16 protein-coding genes are annotated in these 15,741 nt (G+C 64.5%); 7 read left to right on the top strand and 9 right to left on the bottom strand.

Annotation, left to right across the window (positions count from 1 at the left end):
- Positions 1 to 183 precede the first annotated feature (183 nt).
- The 4 genes from EL191_RS13755 to EL191_RS13740 form a co-directional block, all read right to left on the bottom strand.
- Complete coding sequence (locus tag EL191_RS13755; RefSeq protein ID WP_017363257.1) at positions 184 to 975, bottom strand: ABC transporter permease; 792 nt, start codon at positions 973 to 975, stop codon at positions 184 to 186.
- A complete protein-coding gene (locus EL191_RS13750; protein WP_041981002.1) occupies positions 972 to 1,832 on the bottom strand; it encodes an ABC transporter ATP-binding protein in 861 nt (286 codons plus the stop codon). Before EL191_RS13750 ends, EL191_RS13755 begins: the two co-directional genes overlap by 4 nt.
- The gene (locus tag EL191_RS13745; RefSeq protein WP_041981003.1) at positions 1,829 to 2,794 is read right to left on the bottom strand and encodes a YVTN family beta-propeller repeat protein; all 966 of its coding nucleotides are present in this window, start codon (positions 2,792 to 2,794) and stop codon (positions 1,829 to 1,831) included. Before EL191_RS13745 ends, EL191_RS13750 begins: the two co-directional genes overlap by 4 nt.
- A gap of 109 nt (positions 2,795 to 2,903) precedes the next feature.
- Complete coding sequence (locus EL191_RS13740) at positions 2,904 to 4,085, bottom strand: ABC transporter substrate-binding protein (protein ID WP_041981005.1); 1,182 nt, start codon at positions 4,083 to 4,085, stop codon at positions 2,904 to 2,906.
- 246 nt (positions 4,086 to 4,331) lie between these two features.
- On the opposite strand from EL191_RS13740, the gene EL191_RS13735 reads away from it, so the two are divergent.
- The 3 genes from EL191_RS13735 to EL191_RS13725 are packed head-to-tail and all read left to right on the top strand — an operon-like array spanning position 4,332 to position 6,695.
- Complete coding sequence (locus EL191_RS13735; protein ID WP_013716050.1) at positions 4,332 to 4,769, top strand: cupredoxin domain-containing protein; 438 nt, start codon at positions 4,332 to 4,334, stop codon at positions 4,767 to 4,769.
- Positions 4,770 to 4,782: 13 nt separating this feature from the next.
- Entirely contained in the window at positions 4,783 to 6,048 is a 1,266-nt protein-coding gene (locus EL191_RS13730) for a HAMP domain-containing sensor histidine kinase (protein WP_041981006.1), read from the top strand.
- Positions 6,045 to 6,695, top strand: a complete 651-nt coding sequence (locus EL191_RS13725) for a response regulator (RefSeq protein WP_041981007.1) — start codon at positions 6,045 to 6,047, stop codon at positions 6,693 to 6,695. Before EL191_RS13730 ends, EL191_RS13725 begins: the two co-directional genes overlap by 4 nt.
- Before the next feature lie 172 nt (positions 6,696 to 6,867).
- Here the strand turns inward: EL191_RS13725 and EL191_RS13720 are convergent, their stop codons facing one another.
- The 4 genes from EL191_RS13720 to exaA form a co-directional block, all read right to left on the bottom strand.
- Complete coding sequence (locus EL191_RS13720; RefSeq protein ID WP_017363263.1) at positions 6,868 to 8,169, bottom strand: PQQ-dependent sugar dehydrogenase; 1,302 nt, start codon at positions 8,167 to 8,169, stop codon at positions 6,868 to 6,870.
- A complete protein-coding gene (locus EL191_RS13715; RefSeq protein ID WP_041981008.1) occupies positions 8,166 to 8,594 on the bottom strand; it encodes a DUF2231 domain-containing protein in 429 nt (142 codons plus the stop codon). The genes EL191_RS13720 and EL191_RS13715 overlap by 4 nt, the downstream gene beginning before the upstream one ends.
- A 379-nt stretch (positions 8,595 to 8,973) precedes the next feature.
- Positions 8,974 to 9,633 (bottom strand): pentapeptide repeat-containing protein, encoded by a 660-nt coding sequence (locus EL191_RS13710; protein WP_041981009.1) that lies wholly within the window; start codon positions 9,631 to 9,633, stop codon positions 8,974 to 8,976.
- A gap of 99 nt (positions 9,634 to 9,732) precedes the next feature.
- Positions 9,733 to 11,595: a quinoprotein ethanol dehydrogenase gene (gene exaA / locus EL191_RS13705; RefSeq protein WP_017363266.1), complete on the bottom strand. Its 1,863-nt coding sequence runs from the start codon at positions 11,593 to 11,595 to the stop codon at positions 9,733 to 9,735.
- 329 nt (positions 11,596 to 11,924) lie between these two features.
- Here exaA and pedF point away from each other — a divergent pair, with 329 nt between their 5' ends.
- The 4 genes from pedF (at position 11,925) to EL191_RS13685 (ending at position 15,121) form a co-directional block, all read left to right on the top strand.
- On the top strand, positions 11,925 to 12,344 hold the full coding sequence (gene pedF, locus EL191_RS13700; RefSeq protein ID WP_017363267.1) for a cytochrome c-550 PedF: 420 nt from the start codon (positions 11,925 to 11,927) through the stop codon (positions 12,342 to 12,344).
- Between the two features lie 147 nt (positions 12,345 to 12,491).
- Complete coding sequence (locus tag EL191_RS13695; protein ID WP_041981031.1) at positions 12,492 to 13,364, top strand: substrate-binding periplasmic protein; 873 nt, start codon at positions 12,492 to 12,494, stop codon at positions 13,362 to 13,364.
- Between the two features lie 21 nt (positions 13,365 to 13,385).
- Entirely contained in the window at positions 13,386 to 14,135 is a 750-nt protein-coding gene (locus EL191_RS13690) for a quinoprotein dehydrogenase-associated SoxYZ-like carrier (RefSeq protein WP_013716041.1), read from the top strand.
- A gap of 56 nt (positions 14,136 to 14,191) precedes the next feature.
- Positions 14,192 to 15,121 carry a quinoprotein relay system zinc metallohydrolase 1 gene (locus EL191_RS13685; RefSeq protein ID WP_041981010.1) on the top strand — a complete coding sequence of 310 codons (930 nt, stop codon included), beginning with the start codon at positions 14,192 to 14,194 and terminating at the stop codon, positions 15,119 to 15,121.
- A 222-nt stretch (positions 15,122 to 15,343) separates the two neighbouring features.
- Here the strand turns inward: EL191_RS13685 and EL191_RS13680 are convergent, their stop codons facing one another.
- Positions 15,344 to 15,730 carry a hypothetical protein gene (locus EL191_RS13680; protein ID WP_013716039.1) on the bottom strand — a complete coding sequence of 129 codons (387 nt, stop codon included), beginning with the start codon at positions 15,728 to 15,730 and terminating at the stop codon, positions 15,344 to 15,346.
- Positions 15,731 to 15,741: the final 11 nt, after the last annotated feature.

The following is a 15,741-nucleotide window of genomic DNA, read 5'->3' as shown; positions in this document are numbered from 1 at the left end:
ACGTTGGAGAGGAAAACCAGTACCAAAGTAGTAGAAGGGCTGCTGAGACGTTGATGGCTCCCACGCTCTGCGTGGGAGCAGATGAAATGGCGCTCTGCGCCCTTGCTGACTGACGGCAAGTTCGACAGCGGACACGGAGCGTCCTGGGATGCATTCCCACGCGGAGCATGGGAACGATCATGTTCAGCCCGCCTTGCGCAGCGCCGCGTGCTGCGGGTTGAAGCTGGCTACGGCGAGCAGCGTCAGTAATACCGTCAGGCCGGCGCAGATCAGCAGCGCCTCGATATGCAGGCGCAGGTACAGCGCATTGCGCACCAGCTCCACGGCATGGGTGAAGGGGTTGAACGCGCACAGCCAGTACAGCCACTCGCTGGACTCGCGCATCTTCCACAGCGGATACAGCGCAGACGAGAGGAAAAACATGGGGAAGATGACGAAATTCATCACCCCGGCGAAGTTCTCCAGTTGCCGGATGCCGTTGGACAGCAGCAGCCCCAGCGCACTGAGCAGCAGCGCCACCAGCAGCAGCGCCGGCAGTGCGGCGAGCAGGCCCCAGGCTGGCGGTTGCACGCCGTACACCCAGGCGATGACGAGAAAGGCATAGACCTGCAACAGCGAGATCAGCGCCGTGGCCAGCAGCTTGGCCACCAGCAAAAAGGCGCGCGGCAGCGGGCTGGTGAGCAGCACGCGCATGCTGCCCATCTCGCGGTCGTAGACCATCGACAGCGAGCCCTGCATGCCGTTGAACAGCAGGATCATGCAGGCCAGGCCCGGCACGATATAGGTGTCGTAGGTGATGTAGGTGTCGTACGGCTCGATGATGGCGATGCCCAGCGCGGCGCGAAAGCCGGCGGCGAACACCAAGAGCCACAGCAGCGGGCGCACCAGGGCGCTGAGAAAGCGCGAGCGTTGCAGCACGAAGCGCAGCCATTCGCGCAGGACGATACCGCGCAGGCATTCCCAGTAGGCGGTCATGGTTGCGGCTCCTTTGTGGAGTCTGTGGGTGGTGTGGACGGAGTGGGAGGGGCTTTAGCCGCGATACCCTCGATATTGGAAATCTCGCGGCTGAAGCCCCTCCCACCGTTCGGTCGAATCGCCTCACGCACATGCCCACGACCCAGCGCCTCGTCACCGGTGAGACGGGCGAAGCTGATGGCCAGGTCGTCGCCGAACTGGCTGGCCTTGCCCCAGGCCACGCGCTCGCCACGATGGAGGATCAGCAGGTCATCGCTGGATTCGATCTCGTCCAGCAGGTGGGTCGTCCACAGCACGCACAGGCCCTGCTCGCGGCACAGGTTGCGCACATGTCGGCCCAGCGCCAGACGGCTGGCCGGGTCGAGCCCGGCGCTGGCTTCGTCGAGCAGCAGCAGGCGCGGTTGATGGAGTAGGGCGCGGGCAATCTCCACGCGGCGGCGGTGGCCGCCGTTGAGCGTGCGCACCTTGTCGTGACGGCGCTCAGCGAGATCCTGGCGCAGGAGCTCCTCGTCGATACGCGCCTGTGCCTCGCGGCGCGGCATGCCGTGCAGCGCGGCGTGATAGGCGAGGTTCTGTTGCACCGACAGGTCGAGATCCAGCGTGCTTTGCTGGAACACCACGCCGAGCTGGCGTAACGCCTGGCGCGGCTCATTGCGCAGGCTGTGGCCGAAGATGCGGATATCGCCCTGCTGTAGGTCATAGAGGCGAGTGAGCAGGGCGATCAGCGTGGACTTGCCGGCGCCGTTGGGGCCGAGCAGGGCACCGAAGCGGCCTGGCGCCAGCTCGAAGGCCAGATCATTCAGGGCCTGGCGGGCCCCATAGGCGAAACCGACGCCGCTCACCTCCAAGGCGTTCATGGCGTCACCACCACGCCCCAGGGATAGCGGCCGACCTTGATCGACTTGGTCACCTTGAGTGAATCGATGTCGATCACCGATACGTCGCCACTGACGCCATTGGTGGTCAGCAGGCGCTTCTGATCCGGGGTGAACGCCAGGTGCCAGACGCGCCGACCCACCAGCAGGTAGTCGAGAATCTCGAAGGTCTTGGCATCCACCACGGCCACATGGTTGGCCGGGCCGAGGGCGACGAACGCGTACTTGCCGTCGTCGGTCAGCTTGACTCCGACCGGCTGCACCTTGTCCGGGTGTACGCCCTTGATGGCGAAGTTGAGCACCTTGAGCACCTGGCGCGAGTCGACGTCCAGCACAGTCACCGTGCCGCCGATCTCGGCCGAGGCCCACAGGCGCTTGCCGTCCTTATCGAATTCGACGTGACGCGGGCGCTGGTCGACCAGGGTGTTGTCCACCAGTTGATTGGTGCTGGTGTCGATCCAGTGCAGCATGTTGGTGGTTTCGCTGGTATTGACCGCCCACTTGCCGTCCGGGCTCACCGCCATGCCCTCCGGCTCCACGCCGACTTCGATCTGCGCCAGCACCTCGTCGCTCTGGGAGTCGACCACCGTGACCAGCGCATCGTCCTCGTTGGAGATGTACAGCCAACGGTCGTTGGGGTGCAGGGCGAACTGCTCGGGGTCGGCGCCGGAGGGAAGCTCCTTGATGATCTTACGCGTGGCCAGGTCCATCACCTGCACGCGATCCGAATCGCTGGCGCAGATGTACAAGAGTTTGTTGTCGGAAGACAGCAGCAAGCCGCGCGGGCGCATGCCCACGTCGAGTGTGGCCGTGACTTCGAGGCTGTCGAGGTCGATGACGCTGATGCTGTCATCCTTCTCGTTGGACACGTAGGCGGTGGCGGCAAGGGCCGAGTGGCAGGCCAGGCCGAAGGCGACGGCGCAGGCGAGACGGGTCAGGTGCATGGGGTTGAGCCTCTTGTTGTAATGATTTGCAGCCGTCGGCTGGGCGCTTTTTGTGGGAGGCGCTTTAGTGGCGACTGTCGCGGCTAAAGCCCCTCCCACAGGTGTTCTCCTACAGGGATATACCCGCCAGATCGCAGCTCACCTCCGGCTGGTCATAACCGAGGCTGTCCATCTCGTTGCTGGGGTGGAGAAAACCGTCCTGCGGCGAGGTGCTGACCAGCGCGCGCGGGTGCACCAGCTCGATGGGCTGGCGCAGCTCGCCATTCCACGGGCGAAAACTCAGCTTGCGGCCCTTGAAGCCGTCCAGCGGCAGGTCGGCGGACAGCGCCAACATGCGAATGGCCTGCGGCTCGGCGGCGCGCAGCTTGGTCACGGCGGCGGCGATGCTGCGCACGGCCATCCAGGCAGCGAAGTCGCGGTCGTTCATCCAGCGTCCGGCCAACTCCTCGAAGCGTTTCTGCAACTGCGCGGCGCCGAAGGTTTCCACCGTCTTGTGCCAGGCAGTCGGGGTCAGGCCCTGGGTTCCGGCCACCGGGCGTGGGTACCAGGTGTTGTAGGGCAGGTATTCGCCGAAGTCGCCGCGCTCGTCGGCCACCAGCACTACGTCGTACTCGCTGGCCTGGGTGAACAGCGGTATCTCCGCCTGGGCGCTACGGCGCTGGTCGTTGTCGAAGCTCCACGGCTTCTCGGCGACGATCTTGTGGCCGAAGCGTTTGGCGGCGCGCTTGAGTGCGTCGGCGTAGGCGATATCGTCCTCGGTGCTGCCGGTTATCAGCAGCCAGCGCGTCCATTTGCGCACGGCGAGGAACTGCGCCAGGGCGTCGGCCAGCATGGCGCGGCTGGGCAGGGTATGCAGCACGTTGTCCAGGCACTGTTCGCGGCGCAGGCCGTCGTCGGGGCTGCCGGCATTGAACAGCACGCTGTCCGGCAGGCGCGCGCTGAGCTGGCGTAGGGTAGCGGCGGGGGCGTTGACCACGAACAGGCGAATGCCGGCCTGGTGCTGTTGTTCGGCAGCGGCAAGCAGCTCGGTTGCATCCTCGCTCTCGGCGCTTTGCAGTTCGAACTGCTGCTTGAGGAAGCGCCCGGTGCTGTTGCTGTCGATGATCGCCAGCTCGGCGCCACGGCGGCCGGCGTCCAGCGGTTCGGGGATGACGTTGGACAGCAACGGCCCGCGTGGCGGCAGATGTGCCAGGTAGCCGATGCGCACCTGCAGCTCGTCCGCGCTGGCGCTAGCCGCTACGCCGAACGCGGCGGCGAGGCATAACAACAGGCGGCAACTGATCCGGTGCATGGGACGACTCCTGCAAAGGGTGTCGCCAGCATAGGAAGCGCTTAGGTCTCGGGAAATATGCCCAAGGTAGCGCCGGACACGTACGAAGGTAGTAGTCCGCCCGGTCGCAAGAGCCTGGGCGGCGCGGCGGCATGCCGGGAAATCTGCCCAAAGTACCAGCCCGCCAGTACCAAGGTAGTAACCCGGCGCAGGCCTTTAGTTTCTAGCATGGCAGGCAACGTCCAATAACAAGAACAGGTGAACGTCATGCGTATTTTCAAGGCTCTGCTGCTGCCGCTGTTGCTGATCATCAGCCTGCTCGGCGTCGATCAACTGCACGCCGCCGGTGATATGACCCGCCGCCCGGTGGCATTGCCTGACCTGGTGCTGGGTAACGATGACAGCGACTACTTCATGTCGCAGACCGAATACCAACTGGAAACCGGCCAGGCCTACCAGCTCAAGATCATCGCCAGTGGGCAGAAGGAATACGCCTTCCAGGCGCCGGAGTTCGCCACTTCCATCTACCTGCGCAAGGTCGAGGCAGGCGGCGTTGAGGTGAAGGCCGTCACCCTGACCGAACTGGAATTCGAAGAGGCCGGTGAGGCGGAGATCTTCTTCCTGCCGGTCAAGCCAGGCAAATATCGCTTCTACGCCAAGGGCCTGGAAGGCAAGGGCATGCTCGGTTACTTCGTGGTCAAGTAGCGCGGCCAAGTAGATGACCACCCTGGGCCGTATCAATCTTGGCGTCAGCCTGCTGTTCGTGCTGGTGACCTTGTCTGGGCTGGCGCTGCTGCTGCGCCAGGCCAGCCACGATGTGCAGCGCGAGCTGCTGGCTGCCGAAGCTGTGGTCGAATACCTCGGTGAAGTGGCGCGCAGCAACCCCGGTAGCCTGCGCCCGGAGCTGACCGAGAACCTGCGGCATATTCGCGTGAGCTGGCTACGCCCGGGTGAAGAGCCCGAGCAGCAGAGCGAAAGCATCATCGAGCACTGGATCGCCGAACGCCTGCTGGGCTCGGCCTCACTGGTGGCTGATGCCTGGCCACTGGAGGATGGCCGGGAGCTGCGCATCGCCCTCGATCCCTACGACGAGATCGAGGAAATCCAGGACTCGCTGCTGCAACTGCTGCTGCTCAGCGCCTTCGCCCTGATCCTCAGCCTGCTCACCATCCGCTTCGCCGTAAACCGGGCTCGGCGCGTGCTGGACGAGCTGCTTGCCGGCCTGCGCGAAGTCGGCGCCGGTCACTTCGATACGCGTTTGCACGACCACGGCCTGGCCGAGGCCAAGCACCTGGCGGCGCACTTCAACGAGATGACCATCACCCTGCAACAGGTGCAGGCGGACAACGCCGAGTTGACCCAGGCGCTGCTGGAACTGCAGGAGCGCGAGCGCACGCGCCTCGGTCAGACCCTGCATGACGACCTCGGGCAATACCTCAGCGGTATTCGCGCTCAGGCCTGCCTGCTCAAGGTAATTGCCGACCGGCCGCAGCAGGTGCAGGACACCGCACGCCTGCTCGACGACAACTGCGAGCGCCTACAACAGGGCTTTCGCAGCCTGATTCGCGACCTCTACCCGGTGGTGCTGGAGCGCCTGGAGCTTGGCCCGGCGCTGCAGCAACTGGCCGCCGACTGGCAACAGGCGCAAGGCATTCGCTGCCGCCTGCAACTGAGCGAACAACTGCCGAGCCTGCCGCTGGCGAGCAAGGCCCACCTCTATCGCCTGGTGCAGGAGGCGCTGACCAATGTCGCCCGCCATGCCGAGGCCAGCGAAGTACGCATTCGCCTGCAACGCCGTGGCCAGGGCCTGCGCTTGTTGGTACGCGATAACGGCCAGGGCACTGCTTTACCGCTGCGCCCCGGCATCGGCCTGCGCTCGATGCGCGAACGCAGCCGCAGTTTGGGCGGTGAGCTGCGCCTGCATAGCCGCCCGCAAGCCGGCTGGGCGCTGTGCCTGAACATTCCTCTGGAGGTAACCCCATGAAGGTATTGTTGGTGGACGATCACGCCGTGGTGCGCCAGGGCTACGCGAGCCTGCTGCGCGCCCTGTTGCCGGACGTGCAGCTGCGCGAGGCTTGCGACGGCGAACAGGCCCTGCAGCGGGTGCAGGAAGAGATACCCAACCTGGTGATCATGGACATCGGCCTGCCCGGTATCAGCGGCCTGGAAACCACCCGCCGCCTGCGCCAGCGCCTGCCGCAACTGCGCGTGCTGTTCTTCAGCATGCACGACGAACTGCCCCTGGTACGCCAGGCACTGGACGCTGGCGCCATCGGCTACCTGACCAAGAACTCCTCACCGGAAGTGCTGGTAGAAGCGGTCAAACGTACCGCCGCCGGCCAAGCCTATATCGAGCAGCAACTGGCCACCCAGCTGGCCTGCAACCCCGCCAGCAGCGATGGCCTCGACCCGCGCTTGCGCGAACTGACCCAGCGCGAGTTCGAAATCTTCGTCATGCTCGCCCGCGGCCTGCCACCCCGGCAGATCGCCGAGAAGCTGTGCATCAGCGCCAAGACCCTGTCCAACTACCAGACCCTGGTAAAGAACAAACTGCAAATCGCCTCGCAGGCGGAGCTGGTGCATTTGGCGATTGATAGTGGGGTGGTAAGGGTGGGGTTGGAGAGTGCCTGAGGCCGCAATGGTTGGCTCACTGGGCTGCTTTTATCGCGTGGTATGCAGCTCTTGACGCTCCGCCTCCACTGGCGAGGCGCAACTGAATTCGCAGGCGACGCAGAGCGCCGCAGGCTGGTTCCCACGCGGAGCGTGGGAGCCATAGGCGATAGGTGTGACCGCTTGCTTAGCCTCACTCGCTACCTTCTCGCACCACCCGCCAAACCGTATTGGCCAGATCATCCGCCACGATCAGTGCGCCGCTCGGATCGACCGTTACGCCCACCGGGCGGCCGCGGGTCTTGCCGTCTTCGGTGCGAAAGCCAGTGACGAAGTCGATGGGGTCGCCTGCAGGGCGGCCGTTTTCGAAGGGCACGAAGATCACCTTGTAGCCCACCGGGTTCTTGCGGTTCCAGCTGCCGTGCTCGCCGATAAATACGCCGTCGGCATATTGCTCGCCCATCACTTCGCTGGAGAAGTCCAGGCCCAGCGCCGCGACGTGGGCGCCGAGGGCGTAGTCCGGGACGATGGCGCTGGCGACCTTGTCCTCGTCCTGCGGTTTCACCCGTGGGTCGACGTGTTGGCCGAAGTAGCTGTAGGGCCAGCCGTAGAAGCCGCCTTCCTGCACCGAGGTGAGATAGTCGGGTACCAGGTCCTCGCCCAGTTCGTCGCGCTCGTTGACCACCACCCACAAAGTGCCAGTGCCCGGCTGAATGGCCAGTGCGGTGGGGTTGCGCAGGCCGGTGGCGTAGGGCTTGTAGGCGCCGGTTTCGGCGTCCACCTGCCAGACCAGGGCGCGGTCGACTTCGGCTTCCATGCCACGTTCGGTGATGTTGCTGTTGGAGCCAATGCCGACGTACAGGTAGCGGCCGTCCTCGCTGATGGTCAGCGCCTTGGTCCAGTGGTGATTGATCTCAGATGGCAGGTCGGCGACCTTGCTCGGCGGGCCGCTGGCCTTAGTTTGGCCTTCTTCGTAGTCGAAGCGCACCAGCTCGTCCTGGTTGGCCACGTACAGGTTGCCTTCGTGCAGGGCCAGGCCGTAGGGCGCGTTGAGGTCTTCGGCGAACACTGTCTGCAGCTCGTAGCTGCCGTCGCCATCGGCGTCGCGCAGCAGGGTCAGGCGGTTGCCGCTGTCCACCGAGGTGTTGCCGCGTGCCTTGATCACGCCGGCGATTACATCCTTGGGCTTGAGCTTGGCCGCGTTGCCGCCACGGCCTTCGGCGACGAGGATGTCGCCGTTGGGCAGCACCAGGGTTTGCCGTGGAATTTTCAGGTCGGTGGCGATGGCGCTAACGCTGAAGCCTTCGGGTACGGTGGGTCGCTGATCGCCCCAGGGCGTCGGCTCGGCGATGGTCATGCTCGGCAGGATGCCGCGTTCGGGGTCGGGTAAGTCCGGCTGGGCGCCGTAGAACTGCTGGTTGCTGCCGGGCTCTTCGCCGCAGGCGGTCAGCAGCAGGATCAGGGGCAGGGCGGTCAGTGCTAGGTGCGTTTTCATCGGGCATCTCCTGTGCGTGGCTGGGCCATGCCTGCCCAGGTGGCTGCGATGGCCAGCAGGGTGACGATCACCGACAGGGCCAGGCCCATCGGCATAACGGCCCAGGCGTCCTTGGCGTGCTCCAGCGCGTTGATGAAACCCAGCACCCAGGTAACCAGGAGCATCAGAAAGTAGGTGAGCGGGCGCGGGTTGCGTCTACGGAATAGCCCGACCAAGGCGAACAGCAGCGCCAGGCCGGCGAATACCAGGGCGCCGGCGATCAACCAGGAGGCGAAGTTGCTCCATTGGATCTGGTAGCTGCGGTAGTAGGCGATGTCGGCGATCAGGGCGCCGAGAAACAGCGGCACCTGGCCGCACAGCAGGGTGGCGTGCAAGGGGCTGAGAATGTTGGGGTAGGCGTGTGGAGTTGCAGTGGTAGTGGTCACGGCAGATCCCTCTTGGGCAATGACTGATGACGGCCTGGATGCTGCCGCCTCGATCTGGCTGTTCCTAAGAAGGGATTGCCCTGTGTGGGCATGGTTCAGGTTGTTTTGCTGCTGGGCGGGAGAGCGAGGTTTTTGGTGTGAGGTGTTGGATCTGGTGCTCGCCTGGGGAGTAGGAGCGGCTTTAGCCGCGAAGCGCTCTTGAGTATCGCGGCTGAAACGGAATGCCGCCCAGCCGCTCCTACGGGGGAGAGCGTTGAACGGCGTAGGGCGGGTGCAACCCGCCAGAACGCGGATTGGCGTTAGCTGCACTGCCTGTTGGTGGGCTGAAGCGGAGCGCCGCCCGGCCCACCCTACGAATCAGGGCCTTGCGGGATTAGGCTCAGTCCCAACCCTTGGGGCATTGCACGCAGCCGGGCATGTTGGCGTCCTGGAAGTTGCCGAAGCGGGTGCGCGCGCCGGTGAGGTTGGCGTTCTCCAGGTTGGAGCCGCTGAGTTTCACTTCCTGCAGGTTGGCATCCTCGAGCTGCGCGCCCTTGAGGTCGGCTTTGCTCAGCCAGGTCATTTCCAGGTTGGCGGCCTGCAGCTGGACGTTGTGCAGCTTGGCCCCGGAGAGGCGGGCGAACTCCAGATTGGCGGCGCGCATGTCGGCGCCTTCGAATTGCGCAGCCTGGGCGAACAGGGCCCAGCCACTGATGGCCACCAGGCTGGCGCCAGACAGGTCGGCCAGGCGCAGGTTGCTCTGTTGCAGGCTGGCACGGGTGAGGTTGGCGCCGCGTAGTTTGGCTTTTTCCAGGTTGGCCAGGTCGAGGTTGACGTGGCGCAGGTCGGCGCCGGAAAGGTCGGCACCGGACAGGTCCATGCGGCGCATGTCGAGGTTGCGCAGGTCAGCGCCACGCAGGTTGGTGTTGGGGCATTTGCTGTCGGGTTCTATGCGGCAGCCGTTGATTTGCGGCACGCCGTCGTTCTGGGTTTCGGCGCCTATGGCATGGCTGCCGAGTACCAGCAGGACGACCGGGATAAGCAAGGGCAGGTAGTTCATGGCGAGTCCTCGGATGGGATGATGGGTGAGGCAGTCGCGGCTAAAGCCCCTCCCACAGGTAGCGTGCATGGCGCACCAGGTGCGCCATGCGTTCAGCCTTTAGCGCTTGGCGCTGGCGTTATCCCAGCTCGGCAGCTTGAACACCCAGAAGGAACCACCTTGGGCGACCGGCTTGGTCAACTCGGCCATGTCGCCACCCCACAGCGGTACGGCGCCGCCGTAGCCGGCAGTCACGCCGATGTACTGCTCACCGTCCTGTTCCCAGGTGATGGGCGGGGAGATGATTCCGGTACCGACCTGGAACTTCCACAGCTCCTTGCCGTTCTTGGCGTCGAAGGCCTTGAAGTAGCCGTCGCCGGTGCCGGTGAACACCAGGTTGCCCTTGGTGGCCAGTACGCCGGCCCATAGCGGCAGACGCTCCTTGTGTTCCCAGGCGACCTTGCCGGTGGTGGGGTTCATGGCGCGCAGGATGCCGACGTGGTCGTCATACAGTCGCTTGATACGGAAACCCATGCCCAGGTAGGCGGAACCCTTCTTGTAGTGCGCCTCTTCGGCCCAGTAGTCCTCCTTCCAGTGGTTGGCCGGCACGTAGAACAGGCCGGTGTCCTGGCTGTAGGCCATCGGGTTCCAGTTCTTGCCGCCGAGGAAGGGCGGGGAGACTTCGACCACTTGCCCCTTGGTTTCGCCGGCCTTGGGTTTCGGCGGGCGCTGGCCTTCGTTCTCGACCGGGCGACCGGTTTCCAGATCGATGTGGCTGGCCCAGGTGATCTTGTCGACGAAGGGGAAGGCGTTCTTCAGCTTGCCGTTGGCGCGGTCGACTACGTAGAAGAAGCCGTTGCGGTCAGCGTGGGCGGTGGCCTTGGTGACCTTGCCGTCCTTGTCCTTGTAGTCGAACAGCACCAGCTCGTTGTTGCCGGAGAAGTCCCAGGCATCGTTCGGGGTGTGCTGGTAGAACCACTTCACTTCGCCGGTGGTCGGGTCGACGCCAACCTGGCCGGAGGTGTACAGGCTGTCGTAATCCTTGGGATTGCCGCCGTCTGCGGTGCGTGCCCAGCCGTTCCATGGGGCCGGGTTGCCGGCGCCGATGATGATGGTGTTGGTTTCGGCATCGAAACTGGCGCTCTGCCACGGGGCACCGCCGCCCTGGCTCCAGGCTTCCTTCTTGCCGGTCGGGTGGTTGGGATCGTCCGGCCAGCTCGGCGCCTTGATGTCGCCGGTCGGGGTGCTGTCCTTGCCGTTCAGGCGGCCCATGTGGCCTTCGACGAAGGGGCGCATCCAGACTTCTTCGCCGGTGTCCGGGTCGCGGGCGAACAGGCGGCCGACCACGCCGAACTCGTCACCGGAGCTGCCATGGATCAGCAGCACCTTGCCGCTCTTGCCGTCCTTCACGATGGTCGGCGCGCCGGTCATGGTGTAGCCGGCGGAGTGATCGCCGAATTTCTTGTTCCAGACCACCTTGCCGGTGTCCTTGTTCAGCGCCACGACGCGGGCGTCGAGGGTGCCGAAGTAGATCTTGTCGCCATAGATGGCGGCGCCGCGGTTGACCACGTCGCAGCACGGGCGGATGTCGTCGGGCAGGCGGTGGCTGTAGGTCCACAGGCGCTTGCCGGTCTTGGCGTCTAGGGCGAAGACGCGCGAGTAGGAGCCGGTCACGTAGACCACGCCGTCGTGGATGATGGCCTGGGACTCCTGGCCGCGCTGCTTCTCGTCACCGAAGGAATAGCTCCAGGCCGGGGTCAGCTTGAACACGTTGTCGGCGTTCACCTGGGCCAGCGGGCTCCAGCGCTGGGCGTTGGTGCCCATGCCGTACTGCAGTACGTTGCTGGTGGTGGTGTGGTCGTTGGCGATGTCTTCCCAGGTGACCGGTTTGGCGACCGCGCCCTGGCTCAGCGCCAGGCCGCCAGCCAGCATCAGGGCAAGCGCCAGAGGGCGTGGGGTGCTGGGTAGGTTTCTTGTTGTCATCGTTGTGCTTCCCATTGGAGGTGGTAGGTCGCTGCAGTGACACCGCAAGAACGTGGTTCCGGGAATGCCCTGCAGAGGCAAGCCGATGGTGGTACCCGGCCACCTTTGCGCCTACGGAAAAACTCCCGTCTTTGCCGGGAGGATTTCCCGGCCGGCCCATGACTTGGCCTTGCTGCCAAGGCATCGCTGACACTCCCTCACAAGCCCTACTACCAAGGGACTAGAGCGCGACCACCAAAGCAGCATTCGGCGCGTTGCACGGCCTTTCTAAGATGGTCGCCACAAGCTCTGAACGGGCTGTCTTGCGTGCATTAGATGAGGTCCTAGCCATGAACAAGAAGATCCAATCCACCCTGGCGTTGCTGCTGCTCGCCGCGTCGACCAACCTCTGGGCGCACGGCGATGTGGTACCGCAGGCAGTGAACACCGACGGCCTGGAGCCGCTGGGTGAGGAATGGCTGGAAGAGAACCCCTATCGCGACAACCCGCGCGCCATCGAGATTGGCTCCTCGGCCTACAACCAGAACTGCGCAGCCTGCCATGGCCTGGAAGCCAAGTCCGGCGGTATTGCTCCGGACCTGCGCCTGCTGGAGCTCGGTGCCAGCGGCGATGAATGGTTCAAGGAGCGGGTGATCAACGGCGCGGTGCGCGATGGGCGTGTGTACATGCCGAAAATGGCCGATTACCTGAGCCAGGAAGCACTGTGGGCGGTGCGTACCTATCTGGAGAGCGTGCACGTCGAGGAGTAGCGCTTGATGATAAGTCTGCTGCGCTCGGCATCTCGCGCTTCGGCGGTGCTCGCAATGCTCATGTATGCCAATACATTCCGCTTGCTGCGCGCAGGCCCAGCGCGACCTGCCATCGCTCGCGACGATTTCTTCATAAGCGCTCGCGTCATGCGCCAGCTGATCCTCCTGTGTGGCCTGTTGCTTTGCCTGGGTACGGCTCACGCGCAGGTGCGTGACTTCGACCGCATCACCGAGTCGGGCACCCTGCGCGTAGCGCTGTACCAGAACTTCCCGCCGTACAGTTACGAGCAGGATGGTCAGCCGCGTGGCGTCGACTACGAGCTGGCCAAGGCGCTGGCCGAAGGGCTTGGGCTGAAGCTTGAAGTGATGTGGGCGCCGCCAGGCGAAAAGCTCGACGACGACCTGCGCGACTACATCTGGCGTGGCCGGGTGACCGCGCAGGGGCAGTTGGCCGATGTGATGTTGCGTGTGCCCTACGACCGCGACTACGCGCAGATGCGCAATGAGCTGGGCGAGCTGGTCAACGAACGCGTGGTGATGTTCGGCCCCTATCAGCGTGAGCGCTGGCAACTGGCTTTCGATCGTCGGCGTCTGCCCGAGGTGCCGAGCATCGTTGCGTTGCGCCAGCATCCAGTCGGCGTCGAAGTCGAGAGCGTGCCCTCGTTCTACCTGAGTTCGGTGCAGGGCGGCATGCTCAGCCAGGAAACCCGTCATTACCCGACGCCGAAGCTGGCCTTTGCGGCCATGCAGGGTGGTGAAGTGGATGCGGTGATGGCGCTGCGTGGCGAGGTGGACTGGCTGGTGCACGAGGCCGATGACCCGCAACTGGCGCTCGCGGAGAACGCCTACCCGGACATGGGCCGGCAGATCTGGGAAATCGGCATGGCGGTACACGAAACCAATCGGCAATTGGCCTATGCCCTGGAAGAACAGCTGGAAAACATGATCCTCGACGGCTCACTCGAGCGCCTGTACGCGCGCTACGGGCTGCGCTACGAGAAGCCAGAACAATACCAATAAGAGTCGAGCCGGAGGTGGGCGATGGATTGGCGTAGCCTGATGTTGCTGGCCCTGTTTGCCTGGGCCTGGGAAGCGCGGGCCGCCGCGCCCGATCCGGTTACCTCGGTGATGTGGGATTACTACCACCAGCGCCTGCTCAACGGTGAGGCCTTCGTCTTCGACGACAAGGTTCGCCTCGAGGTGCCTCCATTCGCCGAGGATGCGCGCCAGGTACCGATCCAGATCGACGCCAGTGCCTACCGCGGCAAGGTCAAGCGCATTCTGGCCTGGGCCGAGCTCAATCCGATCCCGCGTATTCTCGACTTCGCTCCCGGCGAGCATCTGGAGCCGAGTCTGGCCATTCGCATCCGCGTCGAGCAGGCCACGCCGATTCGCGCGGCAGTGCTCACCGACGATGGTGTCTGGCATATCGGCTCGGCCCGCGTCGAAGCAGCGGGTGGTGGCTGTACTGCGCCCAGCGTGGTGCGCGCCGAGGCCGGCTGGGAGGAGCGCCTGGGCCAGGTGCTGGGCAAGCGCTTCGTACGCGGTGAGGACAGCCGCCTGCGCCTGCAGGTGTCGCACCCGATGGACAACGGCCTGGTCGGTGGCATTCCCGAGTTCTACATCGAAGAAGCCGAGCTGCGCGATACCGATGGCCAGGTGCTGGGGCGCATCGAGTTGTTCCCCGCGGTCAGCGAGAACCCGACGCTGACCTTCGACCTGCGCGACGACCGGCAGGCCGAAGTCTGGCTGCGCGACAACAACGGCAACGAATTCCAGGCCGCGTTCTGAACACCGCGACCCGTAGCGTGCGCCGTGTGCGCACCAATCCCATCTAGGAGGCCTCCATGCGTTGGGTGCTACTGCTGACCTGCCTGTTCGCCAGCCTGGCCCAGGCGCTCGACTACCACCTGCAACCCCGGCTGATCGCCGAGGGCGTCTGGCTGCTGGAAGGTAGTACCGATAATTTTGCGGCGGAAAACGGCGGCAATATCGTCAACATCGGTTTCATCGAAACCGCGGACGGTGTGGTGGTGATCGACACCGGTCCGTCGCGTCGCTACGGCGAGGCGCTGCGCCAGAGCATCGAGAAAGCCACCGGCAAGCCGGTGGTGCGCATATTGCTGACTCACCATCATCCGGATCATGTGCTGGGCAACCAGGCTTTCGCCGGGGTGCCCATCGCGGCGCTACCTGAAACCACCCGGTTGCTGGCCGAACAGGGCGATGCCATGGCGGAGAACATGTACCGCCTGGTCGGCGACTGGATGCGCGGCACCGAAGTGGTGTTGCCCACCGAGGAGGTGCAGGAAGGCACGCTGGAAATTGGCGGCAAGCGCCTGCAACTGCTGGCGCTACGGGGGCATACCGGCGCCGACCTGGCGATCCTCGATGAGCGCACGGGCGTGCTGTTCGCCGGCGATATCCTGTTCTACCAGCGTGCGCTGACTACGCCGAACAGTCCTGGGTTGGATGTATGGCTGGCTGATCTGGATCGACTCGAAGCACTGCCATGGAAGCAGATCGTGCCCGGCCACGGCCCGGTGACCACTAATGCGGCGCCGTTCGTGCAGATGCGTGATTATCTGGGGTGGCTCGATGGTCTGCTGCGCCAGGGGGCGGAGCAGGGCGCGGAGATGAACGAGCTGATCCGCGCACCGATCCCCGAGCGCTTCGCCCAGGTCGACCTGTCGCGCTATGAGCTGATCCGCAGCGTCAGCCACCTGTACCCGCGCTACGAGCGCAACGCCATGGGGCGCGTGGATACCAACCCGTAGGAGCCCGCTTACGGGCGATGGAGTTGGCCGGTTGGCTTTATCGCTGGCAAAGCGGGCTTCTGCAGGAGCAGCAGCTTCGTAGCCCGGATGAAATCCGGGGGAAATATGCTCGCTATCCCCGGATTTCATCCGGGCTACAGGCTGCTCCTGTGGGAGGGGCTTTAGCCGCGACTTGCGTATAAAAGTGTCGCCGCTGAAGCGCCTCCCACATTACGTCTGGGGCTACAGCTCTTCATCGTCACGAATCAGCACGTAATGGCGACCTTGCTCGGTCTCTTCGTGGTCGTAGACGTAATACATCACCACTTCGCCCAGGCCGGACTGCACGGCCACATAATCACCGCTCTCGGGCATGAAGAAATCCCGAGTCGCCGGCTTGGCCAGGCATTCGATATGGGCTGTGACGAAGTGGGTGGGGTCTTCTTCGCCGTAGTAATCCTCGCGCTGGTGCGCATCCCAATCCTGCGGCGGCTCGAAGGCACCGGTGATCAGCACCTTGCCGTCGCCCAGATCCTGCTCTTCGGCATCCGGGTCCTGTTCGTCGGGGCGATAGACAGTGCAGTCCAGTGCATCGGGATGGTTGAGAATTTCCTGGCGAGGGTGGGGCACGGGCGTCTCCG

Source organism: Pseudomonas mendocina (genome assembly GCF_900636545.1).
Taxonomy (GTDB): Bacteria; Pseudomonadota; Gammaproteobacteria; order Pseudomonadales; family Pseudomonadaceae; genus Aquipseudomonas; species Aquipseudomonas mendocina.
The sequence above is the reverse complement of the archived record's forward strand: the minus strand, read 5'-3'. Positions and strand labels throughout refer to the sequence as shown.